Genomic DNA, 19147 nt, shown 5'->3' on the forward strand with positions numbered 1-19147 from the left:
CTGCACTGTAGCGGCAAATGCCCGGTCTAGGTAGGTGCGCAGGGTCGCGGTGAGGCGTGCTTGGGGAGGTTTCCGACGGGTGTGGGGTAGCTCAACGGCAAGAGCAAAAGTGCAAAAGTGCAAAAGTGCAAAAGAGTATGGCGTCACCCGGCTGGGCCGGGTCGCGCTGGCGTGCTGCGCATCGAGCCGGCCAGCGCCGTCTCGCCCCTAGGGTCGTAAGCGCTCCATAGACCAAGCCCGAAGCCGGTGACGAAGCGATCGAGTTGACGGTCGACGAATTGAACTGGCTGCTCGACGGCATCGACCTATGCCGCAATCGTCCTCATCAAGTTCTGACGCCGCGTTACGTGGCCTGAGCCGGTATAATCCGGTGCCATGAAATTTGGCGCTGACTCCCTTCCCGACGATCCCGTCTTGCTCAAGGCCCTGATTCTGCAATTACAGGAACAGGTCGCCCTGCTGCGCCATAAACTGTTCTCGCCCAAGTCTGAGCGCAGCCCGGAAGACGCTGACTCGCCGCAGTTGGCCATGTTCAACGAGGCCGAGGAACTGGTCGAAGCGCCTGCCGCTGAGGCGGACGAAGCCGAAGCTGAGACCGAAGAAATCGTCGCCCCGGTCAAGCGCCGTGGCAAGCGCAAGCCGCTGCCGGCAAATCTGCCGCGCGTCGAGGTTATCCATGCGCTGCCCGAGCACGAGCTGACGTGCGAATGCGGCTGCCGCAAGCTCTCACGGGAGCCCCTACCATCCAGCCTGAATGACCTCGCCATGAATATAGCGCTCATTTTCTTTGTAGATAATCACATAACCAGGCAGCGCCGTGATTTGCCACTCTTCGCCCAACACGGTTTTAACCTGTCGAAGAACATTCAAAACACTGCTCTCCTCCGAACGCAGGCTGACCTGCGTTTCAACCAGGTCAGTATGCGGCCGTCTGGAACGACCGCCGGCATTTTGATACCTGACCGTGTAGGCCAATTGATCTTTTAATTGTCTCAGCACCTCGGCCACACTACGGTCACCTTCAGGCTGAACGACACGCGCCTCCAAACCTAGGTCGATGGGATAGATACTGTCGAAATGGCTCTCCTTAACCACGGACTTGTCTCTATTACGCCCAGGATCGTTAGAGCCGAAACCGCTGAGATTCCAGGCTAGAGAAACTCCGTCGCTGCGGTAATGCTTGATGAGCAAATCCTCGAGATCCATCGCGGTAAACACGTAGACCCGAACAGCCTTGAATCCAACCTGGCTCTGACGCAGATTCCGGCGAGAGCGGATTTTCTTCGCGTGGCGCAGCAGTCGTTGCCTCAAACCGGCGTCCGCGTCGGTTTTCCCCACGTAGACCAGATCGCCATCAAAAAACAGCTGGTAGACCCCCTGCTGCTCCGGCACCTCCAGAACCGCTTCCTCATTGAGTGGACCCGGCGTCATTTGCTCGAACAAGCCGACTAATTCCGCCAACAGTGCGGAAGGCAGATCAAACTCCAGATCCTTGAAATACTCCATGTCTCTTCGACTTCCTTAGTCAAATCACACGCCGCAAGCCGCACGCCTGCAGTAGCGTCGAACCAGAGACGCTGCCGTTCAGAAGCAGGGCTGACTTTTTAGATAGTAGAGTTACTCGCCTTCAGCCTCGATAAATTGACCTGAAAGGCATGCCGGCAACACTCGGAGGTAAGTTTCGGCATCCTGGGCGATCTGCTCTTGCGACTCTGGACGCTCCACGAGACGCATGGCCCACTCTCGTCCAGGATGCAAGACGTCCCATCGGGGGCGCATGCCAGCGTGTCGCCCCTTGCCGGGGTTGTGGTTGCCGAAGCCGTCAATAAGCGAATTCCACACCGGGGTGAAGCGGGCAATAATCAGTGACTCGCCAAGCGGAATCCAGATATCGTCCACCACAAGAAAGCGGCAATGAAAATCCTCGATGTGTAGGTTTTCAGCGGCGCGAATGCTGTCGGCATGCTCCTTCAGACGTTTCTGCAACACCTTCCCAGCCGGCACCTCAAGATTTGCCCCCATCCGTGCGCCTGGCGGAACAGCCTTGCCTACGTAAATGGGCAGCATGAACCTACCTTCACGGTTCAGCCGGGAAACCTGGGCGTACGCCGGGAAGTCGCCCGAATAGTAGATGGCATAAATGCCCGCTCCCTCGAACGCCGGCAGATCACCCAGCGGATGGACCTCTTTTGTCAACAACGCCTCGGCGACGCTCGCGCCCAGATTCTTTTTATCCAGCGGATTAAACGGAATTACCTTTCCAGTCACGCGATTTCCCTTCCTCTACAGATGTCCTGTTTTTTCAGTTTGCTCAATTCCGCCATGGCAAGTTTTTCAGCCACACTCGAGGCCACCCGCTGGGCCAGTAGCACCGGCACCGCGTTGCCTAGCTGGCGCATCGTCTCAGTCCAACTGCCATGAAATCTGTAGCCATCCGGGAAGGTTTGAATGCGCGCGCTCTCCCGCACCGTGAAGTAGCGGACGCTGCCGTCGCGCCTAACCAGCATGTTTTCGCCGCCAGGAACGCCATGGTCCCCGGCTTTGAGTGTCTTGGCGGGCAGGTCCAGTGGGCTCCCCGTGTGGCCTGGATATACGCGCGCGCCGAACTGAAACAGGTGATTTGGCACGGTCATGGCCAACGACGACTCTGGGTCCGGCAAGTCATGTATGGCGTCCCTGACGGTGCGCCATGGCAGCGTCGTCAACGGAGCCTTTGCTGTCCGGAGCTTTTCGACACGCCCTACAAGCTTGGTCGGCACTTCCGGCACCGACAAACCATGGCGCGCCCAGTAGGCGCCGGTGACCCATTGATCGTGAAGCAACGCCTCGTAACTGTGAGTTGGTTCAGGGAATGACCACTCCACTCCGAGGTCATCTCTGAACCCAACTAGGAATACCCGCTCGCGCTTTTGTGGAACGCCGTAGTTGGCTGCATTAACCAGCGTGGGCACAACATTATAAGTTAGCCCAGCTCCCTTGCTTTTGCCCGAGGTCCGCTCTTCCTGCAAGCGCTTGAGATGCACACTCCAATCTTCGTCGCCAATGGGTGGGAGTTCCGGAAATTCGAGCTGAAGCTGGATGTAGTGGAAGTAATTGGCGAATGTCGCGCGGGTCAGGCCCTTGACGTTCTCAACGATGAACGCCTTTGGCCTTAGGCGACGTATGACCTCGACGGTGGCTGGAAACATGTCGCGCTTGTCCGCTTGGGCGCTGTGCTTTCCGCCAATTGAGAACGGCTGACAGGGCGGGCCACCCGAGAGGAGCTCGATGTCCTTAGGAATGGAATCCCAATCGAACTCACGCACATCCCCCTCATGAAGATTCCAGCTCGCGAGCAGCGGATATCCACGCCGTTTGTTCTCTCTCACGGTGTCACAGGCCCACTTGTCCCATTCCACCACGGCAAGGTGTTCGAAGCCCGCGATCTCGCATCCCATTGCCAGGCCACCCGCGCCGGCGAATAGTTCCACTGATCTCATTGCCCCGCCCTCGATATTCGACTCGCAAAAACGCGTTGAATCTTACCAAAGCGATAAGCCACGAACACGCTGAAATGTCTGACAAGAATGGCCGGAGTGACCGAAGGGAAGCGCAACGCGAAGTACGACCGCTAGCGGAGCCGAGGACGAAGCTCGCATCCTGCCCCAGGCTGTCCAGGGCGTCGGATCTCAGGCAGGTCCTTGTCGACCTTGCGCTCGAGTTCGGTGCCGCTGTTGGGGCGCAGGGCACCGACCATGAAGATTCGGTCGGGCTTATCGGCTTTGCCGGGCGCGACTTCGAGGTCGAGGATCAGGCTTTTGGGTTGAGACGGTGAAGCCATCCGGACGGCGATCCTTGCAACAGACTACGGTGCTATTGGCACTGTAGCTGCAAATGCCCGGTCTAGGTAGGTGCGCGGGATCGCGGTGGGTGCGGGTTTCCGACGGGTGTGGGGTTGCTCAACGGCCGAGCAAAAGAGCAAAAGAGCAGAAGAGCAAAAGAGCAAAAGAGTATGGCGTCACCCGGCTGGGCCGGGTCGCGCTGGCGTGCTGTGCATCGAGCCGGCCGGGCCTTCTCGACCCATGGCGCGCTCATTGCTAACGCAAGGAGCGGTGTCGATGGCTGTTTTCGGCCAGGAGCGGTCTGTTGGAACGGTTGAAATCGACCCATGGCAGCCCGCAGTCGATTACTGCCAGGAGGAGGTGAACAAAAGGTTCTGGTTCGTTATGCTGATGGCACTTTGTCCTTATGGAGCGAACCGCATGGCCGGATACGACATAATTGATGGAATGCGGGTGCCTAGGACGATCCTAACGACAAACCAGATTCTATCGGGTAGACATCAGGGGAGCATCACCGTAATAGGCTGCACACTCGTGATTAATGGCACGCTTCAGGGATCTCTCTCCGTAGAAAGCGGCGGTGAGGTTCTAGTTGTGGGCACCCAGCAAGGATCTACTAACGTTTCCGGTAACAGCAGGGTTGAGGTGTCGGGAAAGTGCCAGGGTTCCACAAATATTGGCCCGGGCTCAGAAGTCCTGATACAGCCGTCCGGCAAGCTGCAAGGTTCAATGAACAACAACGGTAAGTTGATTGTCCGCGGCGCATTTGGTGGCGCATACAGCGGTCAAGGCGACACCTCCGTAGAAGGAGATGGGTATATAAAGCAGCCGCGAATAGAAAACGGTGTGCATTATTACGACTGGTGAGAACAAGCCCAGCTTCGCCGGCTTGCGCTGGAACAAATTATCTTTTGAACAAATTTGAAAGGAAATCAAATTGTGAAAATTGGAGTGCGGGCGTCACCTACTGAAGTGGTTTATTGTGTATTCGACTCCGATCAGAGTGTTGTGGTGAATTTGGGAAAAATAAGTATACCCAAATCACTAGGGGTTCCTGAGCAACTCAAACATATCAGGCTGAATTTGCTTGATGTGCTTCGGGAATACGAGATTTCCGAGGCGGGCATCCGCGTTATCGAACCCACGGCGCAGAGCATCTCGATTGAGCGTGTCCAGATCGAAGGCGTCATTCAAGAGGCGTTTGCGAGCAGTAATGTGAAAAAATATTACGTAGGCCAAATCTCAAGTATTGCATCCAGGGTTGGAATCGAGCGAAGCCAGTTCAAACCTCTGGTTGACGGAGATACAAGCCTTGAAGGCTTTGAAAATTGGGAGGAATTGTCTAAAACTGAACGCGAAGCGACACTCTGTGCTATGGGGGCTTAATATGTACGGAATTTATAGTCGCGCGCAAGTTGAGTTCGAGTATCACAAGGAGATTGGCCAAGATGGCAAAAACTCCAAAGCCTACCTCGCACATGACAAATATTTAGATGCCGAGCTAGTAATTAAGGAAATGGCCCGGGATGCATTCGAAGATAGCGAAGCATTCTTCGCAGAGTCCAGATTGCTGTACAGGGCTGCCCATGCACACGTAGTTCAAATTCAGTATGCGTGCGCATGTGAGAAAAACATTTACCTAGCTCTGCCTTATTATAAGAACGGCTCTTTGAAGGACTTTGCTAAAAGTAAGTCCCTTACTGTTAGAGAGATTGTTAGATTTTCTATTCATATCTGCTCTGGACTTCACAATATCCATTCAAAAGGTCTGATCCATTTCGATATAAAACCGGATAACATCCTGCTTTCAGACCGCATGGAGGCTTTGGTTTCAGATTTTGGACTCGCCAAAGCGATGGGGTTAGACTACACGGCGACTCCTGCTCAGATGTATACCAAACATATGGCTCCTGAGTTTTTCACGGACTCTGAATTCACTAGCCAGTATGATATTTATCAACTGGGGCTTACTATTTATAGGTTGATTATTGGTGAACCTGACTTCAATGCTCAGATAGCCGCCTTTAGCTCTTTTGATGAATTCAGAGCTGCGATCCTGACCGAAGCTTTCCCCCGGCGACTATCCCTTGAGCACATACCATCACGCCTGAAAAAGATCGTAGAGACGTGCCTGAAGGTCGACCGCACCCAGAGGTATCAGTCTGCACTGGAGGTCGCGAACGAATTGGCCCAGATAGATGACAATACGCTCGACTGGGTGTATGAGAACGTTGATGGCGTCCGTCGTTGGCATAAGGTGACGCCAACCCACGAGTACCTGCTGGAGGTCGATAGCACTGGCACGTCCGTCGCCCAAAAGAAGACCCATGCAGGTAAATGGTCTAGGATAAAGGAGTCATGTGGTGGCTTAACGGCCGCTGCGATCAAGAGGTTTCTGAGGAAATTCTGATGCGTGTTATACGCAATGACAAGAAAGCCTATAAAACCCGAGAGTCACTCTCGTCCCCCCCTAGAACCAAGGATTTCGAGACAAAACCAAAAGATAGGTTTGAGTTTGAGATCAGTGGTCACTACGTGACGCGTCGGATAAAGGCCGACTAATGTATAGCCCGGCCGAAGCCGGGCTTTTTCACGTCCTCATTTCCTCCCTGCCACTCCGCTCTGATCCAAATAGAGCATAAGCGCGGAATGAAGCTCTTCAGCTCGGCAAGCATGGGCATGAGCCACAGCCGGAGAACTTCCGTCATGCACTTTGCTAGGCGCTATATGTATGCAGCTAGGCAACTTTCGGAAGGGGCACGATTGGTGCGCCAAAGCTGAGGAGCGCGGTGCCCACAAACGCATCGTTGACACCGACCGGGCATCTTCCTTCATTTGGACAAGGCAGGCGCGGAACCATGAGGATTTCCTTGCTGGCAGAAGATCCCAACCGCTACCACTGGGTGAATGACAAGGAGCGTCGCAGTCAATTACCCCTGGATCGTGGCTAGCTGCGAGCCTTAATATTGTAGTTTGATCACCTGCGTGACAGTCCGTTTCTGGCCGGTTCAGCCATTCGTGACGGGCAGAAACCGGCCAATAGCAGACATAGAAATCTGGGAGCTATAGCGCCGACACAGCCTCTCTCGGGGCGGCCACCATCCTGGGCCTGTTGGTAATTTGAATACTGGCAAAACTGTGCTATGACGTTGAGCAACGCAAGAGAGAACGGGACAAGGACACATAGTGCAGAGCTTCAACTACATTTCCTTCGGAAATCGAGATTATCTCGAAGGGAACGGTAATGAAATCTCGATGGGGCGGGGGCGCATGTTCGAATACACGCCAACCGACGTTGAAAAGCGGCTTGAAATCCTCGATGCCACAGCAATCGCCTTTCTCGAAAAGTTACCGACCTTTTTGTGTAGCGAGATCAAGCGAGCTAGAGACGGTGCCTCGATGCTCATCAAATACGGTCGAATTTCGCAAACTACGCCTGGGCGAAAAGAAGTCTCCACTCTATTCGAGACTGTGATCGATTTTGGTGAGGTCGAGTTCGACGACATCGAGACAGCCCGGATGGTGTTCAGCGCGGATCCATACCAGCTCCATCGCACTCACTGGGCTGTCCGCGAAGGCGACGCGCAGATGGTGTTGCGCCGATTGGCCAATCTTAAGCCCGCCCTTGCTCATCTCATCGACACGCCTGAGGCGCCTCGCGCCGAAGATGCGACGGTCCAGCCTCCGCCTCGCGATAAAAAGATTCTGGGTGTGGCCGATAGCGTGGAGTCTTTTCTTCAACTGCTCTACGCCTCGCCGGGAAAAGACGCGAGCGAAATTTTCTTCCGAGGCCATAGTAACGCCAGTTATGAACTGACGCCGTCAGTGCTGCGCAAATGGGACAATGGTGACTGGATGTTTATGCCGAGCGAGGACCGACTCTGCAAGGAGCTGTTAATTGCGCATTACGATGAATTCCAGGGCGATCAATACTGTTTTGACCGCCTTGTGCGCATGCAGCATTACGGTTTACCTACGAGACTGCTTGACATCTCTAGCAATCCCTTGGTGGCGCTCTTCTTCGCCTGCTCTGGCAAGAGGGACCAATCGGGACTCGACGGTGAGGTCATCGTCTTCAAAGTCGACTCGCAATTGGTAAAATACTTTGACTCGGACACCGTTAGTTGCCTTTCAAATCTCTCCAACCTCACGTATGAACAGAAGAATGACATCGATCTCGGCCTCGATAAGGACACATTTAATGGAACTGAAGTCGTAGGGAAACTGCTCCACCACATCAAGTCGGAGAAAGGCTTTTTCGAGGGGCGGATTGTCCCAGACGACGTAAGGTCTATTATCTGCGTAAAGGCAAAACGAACTAATACGCGCATCAAGTCGCAGTCCGGCGCATTTCTGCTGTTTGGGCATGAGGCTGCGCTTCCTGATGCCGGTCAGGATGGGATTGAAATCGCACGAGTCACGATACAAAACAAACCACATATTCTAGAGCAGCTCGACCGAATCAACATCAATGCAACAACTGTCTATCCGAGCATCCAAGAAACTGCTGTTCATTTGAGGGATAAGCATCAGTTTCCGCGTCCTTGCAAACAAGACGCTGTTGCGGCGACCAATAACTCTCCAGAAATCTAATGCGACGGCCACATTCAAGGTAGAGAGCGATGTCTGCTTCGGGTCAGACGCAGTTGCTCGCTAATGTCCGCTTCTGGCCCAGAGTGTGTAAAAACGCTCGTACAAACCCTTGCTATGATTTCTGAGAATTTCATCGTAAGGGAAGCCCATGAAACGGTTTATCGAGGGTGAACACCGAGATCAAAGCACCTTGCTTCCCGAGAGCCTCGACGACTACGTCAGCGATACCAATCCTGTGCGCGTGGTCGATGTCTTCGTCGATGAACTCGACCTTGCCGCGTTAGGTTTTGAAGGCGTCATTCCAGCCGAAACCGGCCGACCTGCGTACCACCCTGCGATCCTGCTGAAGATCTATATCTACGGCTATCTGAACCGCATCCAGTCGAGCCGACGTCTTGAGCGAGAAGCCCAACGCAACGTCGAGCTGATGTGGCTAACCGGGCGGCTGATGCCCGACTTCAAGACCATCGCCAACTTCCGAAAAAGCAACAGCAAAGCCATTCGCGGCGTCTGCCGTCAGTTCGTTTTGCTCTGCCAGCAGCTGGGGTTGTTTAGCGAAAGCCTGGTCGCCATCGACGGCAGCAAATTCAAGGCAGTTAACAACCGTGACCGCAATTTCACCAGTGCAAAGCTGAAGCGGCGCATGGAAGAAATCGAGTCGAGCATCAACCGTTATTTGGCCTCGCTAGATGCGGCTGATCGGCGAATTCCTAGCTCTTCTGAACCAGACACTGCGTGCCTGGAAGAGAAAATCACCAAGCTCAAAGCGCAGATGAAAGAGCTTCAGATAATCGAGTCTCAGCTCAACGAATCGCCAGATAAACAGGTGTCACTGACCGATCCAGATGCCCGTTCGATGATGACGCGCGGCAACGGTATCGTCGGCTACAACGTGCAAACGGCGGTCGACACCCAACATCATTTGATCGTTGCTCATGAGGTCACGAATAGCGGTTCAGACCGAGACCAACTCAGCTCGATGGCGAGTCAAGCTCGGGAAGCCATGGCTACAAAAACGCTATCCGTGGTGGCTGATCGGGGCTATTTCAAAAGCGAAGAAATCCTGGCCTGTCATGAGGCAAAAATTACCGCCTATGTACCTAAGCCGATGACCTCTGGAGCTAAAGCGGATGGGCGTTTCAATAAGGATGCCTTCGTTTTTAACGCCGCTAAAAATGAGTACATTTGCCCGGCTGGAGAGGCACTGATTTGGCGTTTCTCCAGCGTCGAGAAAGGTCTAAACATGCACTGCTACTGGACTTCGAATTGCCAGAGCTGCGCACTAAAAACGCAGTGCACACCGAGCAAAAATCGTCGAGTGAGGCGCTGGGAACACGAGGCTGTGCTGGAGGAAATGCAGCGCCGCCTGAACCAAGCGCCAGAGATGATGCGGGTTCATAAACGGACTGTTGAGCATCCCTTCGGGACGCTCAAACAATGGATGGGTTCGACGCATTTCTTGACTCGTAGGCTCGTCGGAGTCAGCGCGGAGATGAGCCTAAATGTGCTCGCCTACAATATGAAGCGGGTTATGAAAAATCATCGGAACCGAAGGCTTGTTGAAGGCGATGGCGGCATAAAAAGCCCCGCCTTTCACGGCTCCAGGAGGCGCTAAAGCGCTTCATAAACGCTCTGGAACGTTACCGGTGCTGATCGTGGCAAATGCTTAGGCAATCGCCTCACCCAGCAGCGCTGGGCTACGGCTACGGCACCCAAGCTGCGAAAGTGTTTTTACACACTCTGGGCCGGAAGCCGCCCATCACCATTTACCTGCGATACCTACTCTGCACTTCGCTCCAGTCTGTTTGCCCTCTCTAATCCCTCGAGCTAGACTGGCTCGGTCGCGGTAAGTCCCGCGACCGGGCGTGAGAACCCGGCGTGTTTGTCCAAGGCGCGGTTGCGCCGTAGCGCACAGCCAGTGTTTGCACTGAGCTGTAGCGACGCTATGGCGGGCCGTGTGAGGCAGGTTTCGGCCTGGCCGGTTCCCTTGGACGCCGGTTCTCACCCTTGCACGGTCCGCCACCCTTGCTCGTGAGAAGGCTGGATGGCGGCTCCTTAACTGTCCAAGGAGCACCAGCAACATGCGATACATCCTTTTTACGCCCGCGCCCCACCTAGATTCATCAGCTCTGTTTCGTGTCGCCTTTTCGGAGGTGTGCCCATGACTGATTGCGAATCCAGGCTTCTCCCCTTCCCTCATCGCCCTAGATCGTCTGCATCTCGTTCTGTACTTGCGGCGGTGTCTACCCGACCGCCCGTATTGGCTGAGGCCGAACTACGTGCTGATATGGTCAAGGATCTGCTGCAACAGATTACGGGACCTGATGGGTTCTATCCCCAAGACCTGCGCCTGAAGATGACCGTATACGCTGCCGAGGCGCTGCTCGACGAAATGGTCGTGCTGTATCGGCGAGCACTTACCGGCCCGGCCACTGGCTGAGTCAATCGCGGGCCGTCCGTTCTGGACGGCCCGTTTCCAATCCGATGTTCGGTTCGTTGGGCAGGTACGCCAAGACATGCCTGTGCGCCTTGGGCGCGTCTCCCATTGCGCTGAACATGGGCTGACCGTTTTTCTGCGTCAGCTGGGAGGGTCGTGATGGAGCTCAAACTGATCAGCCGTGCCATGTCCGAGCTGTGTGACGCAGGCACGCTGGATGATGTGCGTCAGGTACTGGATGAGCTGTTTTCCCGGCTCGATATCGATCAGTACGCTTTTATCAACACCGGCAGTTCGGTGCGTTGGGGTGGGTCGCCGATGCTGGTATCAAATTACGATTGCCGCTGGCAGGCCTTGTATCGATCTCACGGCTATCAGTGCAGCGATCCATTCCTGCAGCGGCTGCACCGCTGTCCCCTTCCCTTTCTCTGGTCCGAGCTGAGCTCAGGTTTGCCTGGGTGTGAGAGCGATCTGGCGTTCTTGGCCTGTGCACGCGGTCATGGCATCGACACGGCACGCGGCGCGACCATTCCAGCGCATGTGCGGGGTGAACAGCTCTCCTCCCTTCACATCAGCCAGAGCATGACCAATCGAAGAGCGCGAGAGATCTGCGCTCGAGACGCCTACCTGTTGTCGGGCGTGGCGACCACCCTGCACCTGCGGGTGGGTCAACTTCATGGCGGAGGTATTAGTGAGCCTCTCACTCGGCGTGAACGTGAGTGCCTGCTCTGGGCCTCGCATGGTAAGAGCCAGGAGGACACGGCGATCATTCTGGGCATCAGTGCTCGTACGGTGCGCTTTCATCAGGAGAACGCCATGTGCAAGCTTGATGCGGTGAACATTGCCGCAGCTGTTGCCGCCGCCGTAGCACTGGGTCTGATCTAGCCGCAGTCGTGGTCTCTTCAGGCGTGCGGCGTCATGCAGGCCGAACCGTCGCCGTTCAGGTGGATGACATAGTCCGCCTTGGCGACAACCGAGGGACGATGGGTGATCAGGATCAGGGTTGGCGGGCCCGTTTTTTGAGCATCTCGATGGTCTGTTCCTCGCTGGCCGCATCCAGGGCCGAGGTAGGTTCGTCCAGCAGGATCGTTGGCGTGCCGCGGGCAAGCGCCCGGGCGATGGCGATGCGTTGTTTTTCGCCGCCCGAGACGGCAGTGGCTTCAAAACCTACGTGCTTGCCGGCCATGTTCTTGCCGGTCGCGTAGGCATCAAGGCCCAGGTCGGTGAGGATCTGATCCAGCTCAGGCTCGGTGAGGTCCTGTTTTGCCCCGTAGCGGATGTTGGCGGCCACGCTACCGGAGACCAGGAGTGGGTGCTGGGTAACCACCGACACGGCATCGAGCAGCGCCCTGCTGTCAAGCGCATTGACCTCGACGCCAAAGGCCCTGACGATACCTTGCTGCGGTTGAATGAGTCCGCACATCAGGCGCAGCAGCGTGGTCTTACCCGCGCCGGACGGACCGGTGACCACATAGGTGTGGCCCTGCCTGATCGTGAGATTAATATCCCTGAGAACGACCCGGTCCTCGGTCCGGTAGGACAGGTCCCGGAGTTCGAACAGGATGTCCTGGTCTGTGTCGGGCAACAGTTCACCGGTACGTTCAGCAGCCATGTCCAGGTATCCGAAGCCTCGGTCCAGCTGGACGAAGTGGTTGCGCACCTCGATCAGCACGCTTGCCAGCAGCGCGAGCTGGAAGGTCAGCTGAATGACGTAGCCGTTGATCATGACGAAGTCGCCAACGGTATAGGAACCAGAGATCACTTCCCCCACGACGTAGAGGGTCGACGCCAGCAGCAGCGCGCCGACGAGGGCCACCTGAAGCAGCATCAGCAGCCCGATTCTGAGGTTGCCGACCGTGACGCTGTCGATAAAGGTGCGGACCTTGCGACCGAAGCCCAGCTGCTCCTGAGGCTGAGCATTGTTGAGCTTGATTTCCTCAACCAGGCGCATGCGCTCGACGAAGTGGGACATCACCCCGTTGTTCGATTCGATAATCCGCTGATGAATGCCCTTAGCCTTGCGAGACAGAAGGACCGATAGCCCCACCAGGACGATGATTGCCGAGATGAACGAGACCGCGAACAGAGGATTGATCAGCTTGGCCAGCACGGCAAAAACAAACAGCAGCTCGACGACCGTGGGCAGCACGATCCAAAACAGCGTGCCCGTCAGAGCGCTGAAGGCACTCTTGGAGCGTTGCGCGTCGGCGACCAGCACGCCCTGATCAATCGCACGAAAGTCCGCATACGGCACCTTGAGCAGGTGATCAAAGAAGGCCCGGTAGAAGGCGGCATCGCAGCGCACCAGCACAGCTGCCGAGATGATGTTCTTAGTCCACTCCAGCACCTGCGCGCCGGTCCAGCACAGCGCATATACCGCTGCGGTCGCAAGCACCACGCCGGAGACCTCGCCAGCGGAGAGCCGATTGGTGGCATCGCGCAACAAAACCGGCACCGTTGCGTTCAAAAGCGCCAGTGCCAACAGGATCAGCGTGCCGATGGCGAAGAGCGAAATGGCCTTTGGATAGTACGTACGGGTCAGGGCCAACGCGCGGCGGTACTGCGAGAGTTCCGTCTTCATGCGGAGCCCCTGAGCCGGTGAAGCGATCGGGAGACATGATCAGGTTCGCCTACAGGCTGGCCGTTGAGTTCGAGCCAGGCGTGGGCCATGAAGCTGTACGTCTGCACGCCAATCTCCACACGGCCGAAGAGGCCATGGCGCGCAAGGCGTTCTCTTAACGCAAGGGAGAACTCAAGACAGGCCACCTTGCAAGGGAGGTACCGCGCGGCACGGAGCAAAGCACTGATCTCGGCATCGATGATCCCTCTATCGACCCTTCGCATGGGAATGCTGGCGTTGCGGTCAGCGGCAAGCAACCGTGACAGGTCGAGGTATTTGAGCAGCAGACAGGTCTTCGCCAAGGTCAGAACGGCGCCGCCCACCTGCTTGAGCGAGGGCTCCCCGAGGTGCTGGCTCGCCTTGTAGCGAACCGACTCACTCCACGTAAAGTCGTCCAGACCAGGTGCGCCGCTACGATTGACCGACGTCTTGATCCGAGAGGTAACCAGCACCCCTTCGGCCGTGAGCTCCTGGACAAGCGGGCCGGTTGCGTTGCCATTGATGCCACGCATGATCTCACCCGTTGCGGCCGCGTCGTACAGAATGAAACGATTCGATCGGGTATCGAGTAGCACCAGCTCGTTGTGAGCTACCACGTGCAGGATTGGAGGGGCGAACGTCAGGTAGCGGTCTGCCATGTGGATACTCCAAGAATGCGGGCCCAGTGCTGGAGAAACAGCTCGAGCGAGAGTGCGTTGAGAAGGACCGGGCTCACCTCTTCTGAGCCAGAGGCTGCACGCTTCAACAACATCAGCATCTCGCCAGCGGCAAACAGGGCCAGCGCCTGCCCCGTCCCTTGTTCAAGAAGCCCTGCAAGCGCGTCATGTTGCAAGCGGATCGCCCGCTGGAACACGCCGGTCAGATGACCCTTGCTGACGCGGCTGAAGTCGTCGGTGCCATGGTGGGTGTTCATCGCCTGACGAAAGGGAAGCCGCGACTGTCGCTCCCCGACGTAGGCGTGAGGTGGGTGGGACAGCGCATAGCGCAGCATCGCCGGGTGGGTAAACGGATGGATGAGCTTGTAGGGCAACCCGCAGTTGTTCCAGATGCTGTTCTCGTAACACGCCTGCTGAATCATTCGCCGGTGAAGACGCTTGCCGGGGGTTAGGGTAAAGTCCGGTTTGCCTATGCCCTGCCCCAGCTTGCGATACCGCAGCGGGGTCAGGAATCCCTGACCGTGAAAGGTGACGAGCGTGCGGTAATAGCGCAGTGCCTCCGCGACACGACCGCGCGCCAACAGATCCACAACCGGCGCAGGGCTCGGCGGGTCCAGAAAGATATGATCGCCTCCGTGCCCGTTAAGCACGACGGTAGGGGCGCCCTCTCCCGCCGCCTCACGGATCAAACGGTCGTTGATATCCTGGGAAAAGAGCGAGAGGCTTGGCCTGTCCGGCCAGTAGGTGCCGGCAGGAAGCCGGAAGAGGTGCTCCGGCGCCATCGACGCAAGACGGTGAGGCAGCCCAAGCTTGCGCGCGATGTGCTTGGCATGTTGGATATCGCTTGCGCCCAAGGTATTCGGATCGACCCACGTGATGGCCTGAACCTTGTCGCGGCCAGCGAGTGCGTAAGCGATCGCGGTCGAGTCGGTCCCGCCTGAAAACTCAAGGACGACCTGATGGTCTTCAGAAGGCAAAGCAGCCCTAAGTATTGTGGCTGGATTCCCGATGACCGACTCGTCATACGCTTCACCGCCCCGGGTCCAGGGCGCGTAGCGACCGGTGACGCCAGCGGGTCCTAGCGTAAGCCTTGAGCCGGGAAGCAGGAGGTGAACACCTGCCCACACCAAGCGATGATTCACCGTCTCGCCGAAACGCAGATGATGTCGGATCGCTTCAACATTGAGTCTTGGATGCGTGCCATCGAGCAGCTGCTTCAAGCAGCTCCACAGGCTGAACCCGGAAGGTTCCAGCTGGATGTAGAAAGTCTGCTCGGCTGTCGAGTTGTACAGGACCGCGCTGTCGCCCTCCGTCTGGAGCCGAAGCCCGGGCAGGATGTGAGTGTCGGAAGGACCCGCACCGACACGCCAGTTCTTCTGGAATACCTTGCTCATTCGCCGTTCCAAAGGGTTGGGCGGCGCCCGGCCGCCCAACAAGCCGTCAACGCGACCAGACACCGTAGCGGCCTTCAATAATCCCGCCGCCGGGCACCCCATTGATCTTGCGCTTGGCATTTTCGATGACGACAGCACGATCCGTTACGGGACGCTTTGCCGACTTGGTCAGTAGGAGTTTGAGCATGTCGATACCCTCCGCTGTGATGTATGAGGCGGAATGCCTCGCCAACAAGCCTAAGGGTCTTAAAGCAGAGCGCTAGCTGTCAGATATGCCAGGTCAGGATGCGTAGTCACCGTTTCGTGGTGTTGTGATTCCACGGCGCCGGGCACCAAAGCCTATCGCTGGGCAAGGCAGCGTAGAACTCTCGCAGCCAGGAAAGCCTTGATGCGGAGCTTTTAAGCACTGAGGTTCTTCACGCCCTAAGCCAGTCCAGCAAAAACACTGCGCCAAAAAAGATGCTGAGTCAGCCGGACCACGGTAGCGGTGTGAAGAAGCTTCTTGAAGAGGCCGCGCGAGACGTCGCGCGAGTTTTGCCGGATGAATTCACAGGCCTCTGCTCGGGCCTCTCTTCAGACGTCGATTTGGCTCGCGCGGCTCAGGTGCGGCTCGCACGCGCAGCGGATAACAGGGTCCGGCGTGGATTGATGGCACACCGCCGCACGCAAGCGCAGCGCACAGCCCCCCATCAGCGAGGCCGAAGGCGTCAGCCGAGCACACCGACGGAAGGTGCGAGGACCAAGCGCAGCGAGGCACGGTGCCCTGCTCGACAGCGCTGTCGGCGATGTTGAGAACGTCATCCACGCCTCCGCGACGACGGCAGGTGAAGCCCTGCCGGCCGGACTGGATGGCGCAGCAAAAAGGGGGCCGAAGCCCCCTGCGGTTACAGCAATCCCTGCTCAGCGAACGAAACGGGTCCCTCGCCACCTACGACGATGTGGTCCAGCGTGCGCACCTCCACTAACGCCAAGGCCTCCTTGAGACGCTGAGTCAGCACCTTGTCCGCCTGGCTTGGCTCCGGATTTCCGCTCGGATGATTGTGCGAGAAGATCACCGCTGCTGCGTTGACCCGCAATGCTTCCTTGACCACTTCGCGCGGGTACACCGAAGCCTGGTCGATCGTGCCGCGGAACAACTCCACGTACTCAAGCAGCCGATGTTTACTGTCGAGGAACAAGGCCGCGAACACCTCGTGCTCGAAACCGACCAACTTGGTGGTCAAGTAAGTTTTGACCACGTCCGGTGCGTCAAACAGCGCCCCGCGCTGGTACTTCTGATTAATCGCCTGGCGCGCCACGCTCAGGATCTGATCCACAGAAGCCGGCAGGTAGCGCCCCTTCGCGTCACGCACCAGCAGCATGGAATCGAACGAGGAAAAGGACAGTTGCGACATGGTCGTACTCCGGTTGCTCGGGCGGAATTGCCCGGAACCGGCGCCAGCACGGCGCAGCGCAGCTGTCAGGGGTCCACGACGGCCGCCAGGACGCCAGCGTGCACGCACGCGCAGCCCTTGACGGCGAGAACGCCGTGATACGGTGAAGGGAACAGCAAGACCGCCCCACTCCACCCATGCACGGATCGGCAAGCGGAGCGCGCAGGCCTGTAAGGCCGGAGGCATCAGGGACCAGAGCCGAATGGCCGCGACTCGGCACGAGGCGCGGGGCGCAGCCCGCGAGCCCGACGGCGGTACGCCGAGATGCCCGAAATAGAACTACGAAACAAGTCGCTTCAGATGCCTGCTAAAAAACGGGGTGACCTGCCGGGAGTGATCGGCTGCAATCGCCGAGGCTGTGTAAAAACGTTTTTGACATTGTGACGCGTCCAGCGAACCGTCTCCAAAAGCGCGTCGCTACGAAAGATTCAGGTCTGCTGAATAGCCAAGCGCTGTCAGATTTTACGTAGGAGCGCACACTTCAAAACGGACAAGGCGTTTTTACACAGCCTGGGCCACAAGCGGACTGTCACGTAAGGAGCGAGCCTCCTCAACCCATCAGTTCGGACAGACTGTTCGCCAAAGCATGTGAGGACAGCAGCGACTGCTTGTCAGATTCCCTTCCCTAGCATCTTGCCGTTTACGATTTCCCCGTAAAGGTTCACGCCGTCATTGGCGTGGTATTTATCACGGGTTTTCTCGACCGAGCCATCGATTAGGCGCGGGTCTTGCGGTCGCTCGTGGCTGTTCATGAAGGCCGCCACGTTCCAGGCGTCTTCAGCCGACAAGGTGCGACCTTTGCCCAGTGGCATGTTTTCCTTGATGAACGCCGCGGCCGTGTTGATCCGATGCATGCCTGCACCCCAGTTGAACGAATCCGCCCCCCAGAGTGGCGGGAAGACGTAATCGTCACCTGACTTCTGCCCTTCCCCGTTTGGCCCATGACAGACGGCGCACTGTGCGTTGTAGATCTGTTCACCCTTCGCCAGGTCGTATCCGCCGTCGGGTTGTGGCACTTCCGGATAGGCCCGACCCGGCAGCTCTTGCCCCGTTGGCGCTCCGGTTGCAAGCCAGTAGGAATAGGCTGAAAGCGCAGCGATTACCGGGCCATCGGCCTCGGGTGCCTTGCCATTCATGCTGAACTGGAAACAGCCCTGCACGCGCTCGGCATAGCTGTTCACCTTGTCGTTCTTTTTCCGGTACGCCGGGTACATCGTATACGCAGCCCAGAGCGGCGCAGAGTTGGCCTTTCTGCCCTGTTCAAGGTGACAGTTCGCGCAGGCCAGGCCGTTACCAACGTATTCCGCCGCGTGGTTCTTGGTGTCGACGAAAATGGCCCGTCCTTTCTGTACCAACTGCCCGTAGGCGTTATCAGGCAGTTCGCTTTCCTTTGGCGGCTGGAAATACTTGCTGCTGGCGGGATCACCTGCCCCGGTCAGGATCTGTGACTGATCTTCCATCGCGATTTCGTCCGCGAGCACCGGGAAGGCCAATGACATCAACAGCAGTGCGCTTGTCTGGGGCTTCATTTGGCTGCTCCTTTTTCGGTCAGGCCTGCAAAGTACGTCGAGACAGCCTTTACCTCGTCCTCGGTCAAGCTACGTGCGATGTGGCCCATCAAGTCGTTGGGGTCGTTCTTGCGGGTGCCCTGTCGCCAGGCGGTCAGCTGCGACGACAGGTACTGTGCCGATTGCCCGGCCAGGGGTGGAAAGGCGTCGCCGACACCCGTTCCGCTAGGGCCATGACAGGCGACACACTCGGGTATATCGCGATCCCAGGCGCCACGCAGCGCAAGGGTTTCGCCAGGCCCGTCGACCAACGCGGTGCGGTCGACTCGCTCGACCCGTGGTTGTGGCTTGTCAGCCAGCATCGTGGAGACGGCTTCGGCTTCCTCACGGCTCAAGGCAGCGGCAATGGGCTGCATGATCGGATTCGCCCGCGCACCGGATGCGAAATCAGCCAGTTGCTTGCGCATGTAATTCGCCGACAGCCCGGCCAGGCGGGGGAATCCCGCAGCGGCCATGCCCTCGCCCTCGGCGCCGTGGCAGGTAGCGCACGCCATCGCAGCGGGGTTGGCCCCGCCTTTGCTGTACACCGCAACGGCATCCGCAGCGTGCGCGGACACAGAAATCGCAAGGAAGAGCCCGGCCAAGGGCCAGAGGGGGACGTTCATGTAGCCTCCAGATCATTCTT

The 19147-nt window shown here is 57.4% G+C and carries 17 protein-coding genes and 2 pseudogenes; 8 read left to right on the forward strand and 11 right to left on the reverse strand.

Annotated features, from left to right (window positions below; translation table 11 throughout):
• Nucleotides 1–375: 375 nt before the first annotated feature.
• Nucleotides 376–723 (forward strand): annotated as a pseudogene (locus DQ405_RS16570) (transposase domain-containing protein); the annotation flags it as partial.
• A 15-nt stretch (nucleotides 724–738) separates the two neighbouring features.
• Here DQ405_RS16570 and DQ405_RS16575 read toward each other — a convergent pair.
• From DQ405_RS16575 to DQ405_RS16590, 4 genes are all read right to left on the reverse strand, one after another.
• On the reverse strand, nucleotides 739–1506 hold the full coding sequence (locus DQ405_RS16575; protein ID WP_128118901.1) for a GIY-YIG nuclease family protein: 768 nt from the start codon (nucleotides 1504–1506) through the stop codon (nucleotides 739–741).
• A 111-nt stretch (nucleotides 1507–1617) separates the two neighbouring features.
• Entirely contained in the window at nucleotides 1618–2268 is a 651-nt protein-coding gene (locus DQ405_RS16580; protein WP_128118900.1) for an Eco29kI family restriction endonuclease, read from the reverse strand.
• Nucleotides 2265–3479, reverse strand: coding sequence for a DNA cytosine methyltransferase (locus DQ405_RS16585; protein ID WP_128118899.1), 1215 nt, complete (start codon nucleotides 3477–3479; stop codon nucleotides 2265–2267). The genes DQ405_RS16580 and DQ405_RS16585 overlap by 4 nt, the downstream gene beginning before the upstream one ends.
• Before the next feature lie 131 nt (nucleotides 3480–3610).
• On the reverse strand, nucleotides 3611–3820 hold the full coding sequence (locus DQ405_RS16590; protein ID WP_128118898.1) for a hypothetical protein: 210 nt from the start codon (nucleotides 3818–3820) through the stop codon (nucleotides 3611–3613).
• 277 nt (nucleotides 3821–4097) lie between these two features.
• Between DQ405_RS16590 and DQ405_RS16595 the strand changes: the two genes are divergently transcribed.
• The 7 genes and pseudogenes from DQ405_RS16595 (at nucleotide 4098) to DQ405_RS16625 (ending at nucleotide 11736) form a co-directional block, all read left to right on the forward strand.
• Complete coding sequence (locus DQ405_RS16595; protein WP_128118897.1) at nucleotides 4098–4688, forward strand: hypothetical protein; 591 nt, start codon at nucleotides 4098–4100, stop codon at nucleotides 4686–4688.
• 72 nt (nucleotides 4689–4760) lie between these two features.
• The gene (locus DQ405_RS16600; RefSeq protein WP_206606856.1) at nucleotides 4761–5207 is read left to right on the forward strand and encodes a hypothetical protein; all 447 of its coding nucleotides are present in this window, start codon (nucleotides 4761–4763) and stop codon (nucleotides 5205–5207) included.
• 1 nt (nucleotide 5208) lies between these two features.
• The gene (locus DQ405_RS16605) at nucleotides 5209–6231 is read left to right on the forward strand and encodes a serine/threonine-protein kinase (RefSeq protein ID WP_128118896.1); all 1023 of its coding nucleotides are present in this window, start codon (nucleotides 5209–5211) and stop codon (nucleotides 6229–6231) included.
• Nucleotides 6232–7007: 776 nt separating this feature from the next.
• Nucleotides 7008–8414 (forward strand): FRG domain-containing protein, encoded by a 1407-nt coding sequence (locus tag DQ405_RS16610; protein WP_128118895.1) that lies wholly within the window; start codon nucleotides 7008–7010, stop codon nucleotides 8412–8414.
• A gap of 148 nt (nucleotides 8415–8562) precedes the next feature.
• Nucleotides 8563–9994: pseudogene (locus DQ405_RS16615) on the forward strand (IS1182 family transposase).
• Nucleotides 9995–10674: 680 nt separating this feature from the next.
• The gene (locus DQ405_RS27520; protein ID WP_241730044.1) at nucleotides 10675–10854 is read left to right on the forward strand and encodes a hypothetical protein; all 180 of its coding nucleotides are present in this window, start codon (nucleotides 10675–10677) and stop codon (nucleotides 10852–10854) included.
• A gap of 156 nt (nucleotides 10855–11010) precedes the next feature.
• Nucleotides 11011–11736: a LuxR family transcriptional regulator gene (locus DQ405_RS16625; RefSeq protein ID WP_128118892.1), complete on the forward strand. Its 726-nt coding sequence runs from the start codon at nucleotides 11011–11013 to the stop codon at nucleotides 11734–11736.
• 112 nt (nucleotides 11737–11848) lie between these two features.
• Here the strand turns inward: DQ405_RS16625 and DQ405_RS16630 are convergent, their stop codons facing one another.
• From DQ405_RS16630 to DQ405_RS16660, 7 genes are all read right to left on the reverse strand, one after another.
• Nucleotides 11849–13399, reverse strand: a complete 1551-nt coding sequence (locus tag DQ405_RS16630; protein WP_241730047.1) for an ATP-binding cassette domain-containing protein — start codon at nucleotides 13397–13399, stop codon at nucleotides 11849–11851.
• A 29-nt stretch (nucleotides 13400–13428) separates the two neighbouring features.
• Nucleotides 13429–14109: a lasso peptide biosynthesis B2 protein gene (locus tag DQ405_RS16635; RefSeq protein WP_128118890.1), complete on the reverse strand. Its 681-nt coding sequence runs from the start codon at nucleotides 14107–14109 to the stop codon at nucleotides 13429–13431.
• Nucleotides 14091–15521, reverse strand: a complete 1431-nt coding sequence (locus DQ405_RS16640; RefSeq protein WP_168425191.1) for an asparagine synthase-related protein — start codon at nucleotides 15519–15521, stop codon at nucleotides 14091–14093. Before DQ405_RS16640 ends, DQ405_RS16635 begins: the two co-directional genes overlap by 19 nt.
• A gap of 46 nt (nucleotides 15522–15567) precedes the next feature.
• Nucleotides 15568–15708, reverse strand: a complete 141-nt coding sequence (locus DQ405_RS16645; protein WP_168425192.1) for a hypothetical protein — start codon at nucleotides 15706–15708, stop codon at nucleotides 15568–15570.
• Between the two features lie 697 nt (nucleotides 15709–16405).
• Nucleotides 16406–16915: a RadC family protein gene (radC, locus tag DQ405_RS16650; RefSeq protein ID WP_128118888.1), complete on the reverse strand. Its 510-nt coding sequence runs from the start codon at nucleotides 16913–16915 to the stop codon at nucleotides 16406–16408.
• Nucleotides 16916–17565: 650 nt separating this feature from the next.
• Nucleotides 17566–18483 (reverse strand): c-type cytochrome, encoded by a 918-nt coding sequence (locus DQ405_RS16655; RefSeq protein ID WP_128118887.1) that lies wholly within the window; start codon nucleotides 18481–18483, stop codon nucleotides 17566–17568.
• Nucleotides 18480–19127 (reverse strand): c-type cytochrome, encoded by a 648-nt coding sequence (locus DQ405_RS16660; RefSeq protein WP_168425193.1) that lies wholly within the window; start codon nucleotides 19125–19127, stop codon nucleotides 18480–18482. The genes DQ405_RS16655 and DQ405_RS16660 overlap by 4 nt, the downstream gene beginning before the upstream one ends.
• Nucleotides 19128–19147: the final 20 nt, after the last annotated feature.

The organism is Pseudomonas sp. SST3 (genome assembly GCF_003325755.1).

Coding starts and splice junctions, on each gene's coding strand:
- DQ405_RS16575 (WP_128118901.1), bottom strand. CDS start 1,506: ATGGAGTATTTCAAGGATCTGGAGTTTGATCTGCCTTCCGCACTGTTG.
- DQ405_RS16585 (WP_128118899.1), bottom strand. CDS start 3,479: ATGAGATCAGTGGAACTATTCGCCGGCGCGGGTGGCCTGGCAATGGGA.
- DQ405_RS16590 (WP_128118898.1), bottom strand. CDS start 3,820: ATGGCTTCACCGTCTCAACCCAAAAGCCTGATCCTCGACCTCGAAGTC.
- DQ405_RS16595 (WP_128118897.1), top strand. CDS start 4,098: ATGGCTGTTTTCGGCCAGGAGCGGTCTGTTGGAACGGTTGAAATCGAC.
- DQ405_RS16605 (WP_128118896.1), top strand. CDS start 5,209: ATGTACGGAATTTATAGTCGCGCGCAAGTTGAGTTCGAGTATCACAAG.
- DQ405_RS16625 (WP_128118892.1), top strand. CDS start 11,011: ATGGAGCTCAAACTGATCAGCCGTGCCATGTCCGAGCTGTGTGACGCA.
- DQ405_RS16635 (WP_128118890.1), bottom strand. CDS start 14,109: ATGGCAGACCGCTACCTGACGTTCGCCCCTCCAATCCTGCACGTGGTA.
- DQ405_RS16640 (WP_168425191.1), bottom strand. CDS start 15,521: ATGAGCAAGGTATTCCAGAAGAACTGGCGTGTCGGTGCGGGTCCTTCC.
- DQ405_RS16645 (WP_168425192.1), bottom strand. CDS start 15,708: ATGCTCAAACTCCTACTGACCAAGTCGGCAAAGCGTCCCGTAACGGAT.
- radC (WP_128118888.1), bottom strand. CDS start 16,915: ATGTCGCAACTGTCCTTTTCCTCGTTCGATTCCATGCTGCTGGTGCGT.
- DQ405_RS16655 (WP_128118887.1), bottom strand. CDS start 18,483: ATGAAGCCCCAGACAAGCGCACTGCTGTTGATGTCATTGGCCTTCCCG.
- DQ405_RS16660 (WP_168425193.1), bottom strand. CDS start 19,127: ATGAACGTCCCCCTCTGGCCCTTGGCCGGGCTCTTCCTTGCGATTTCT.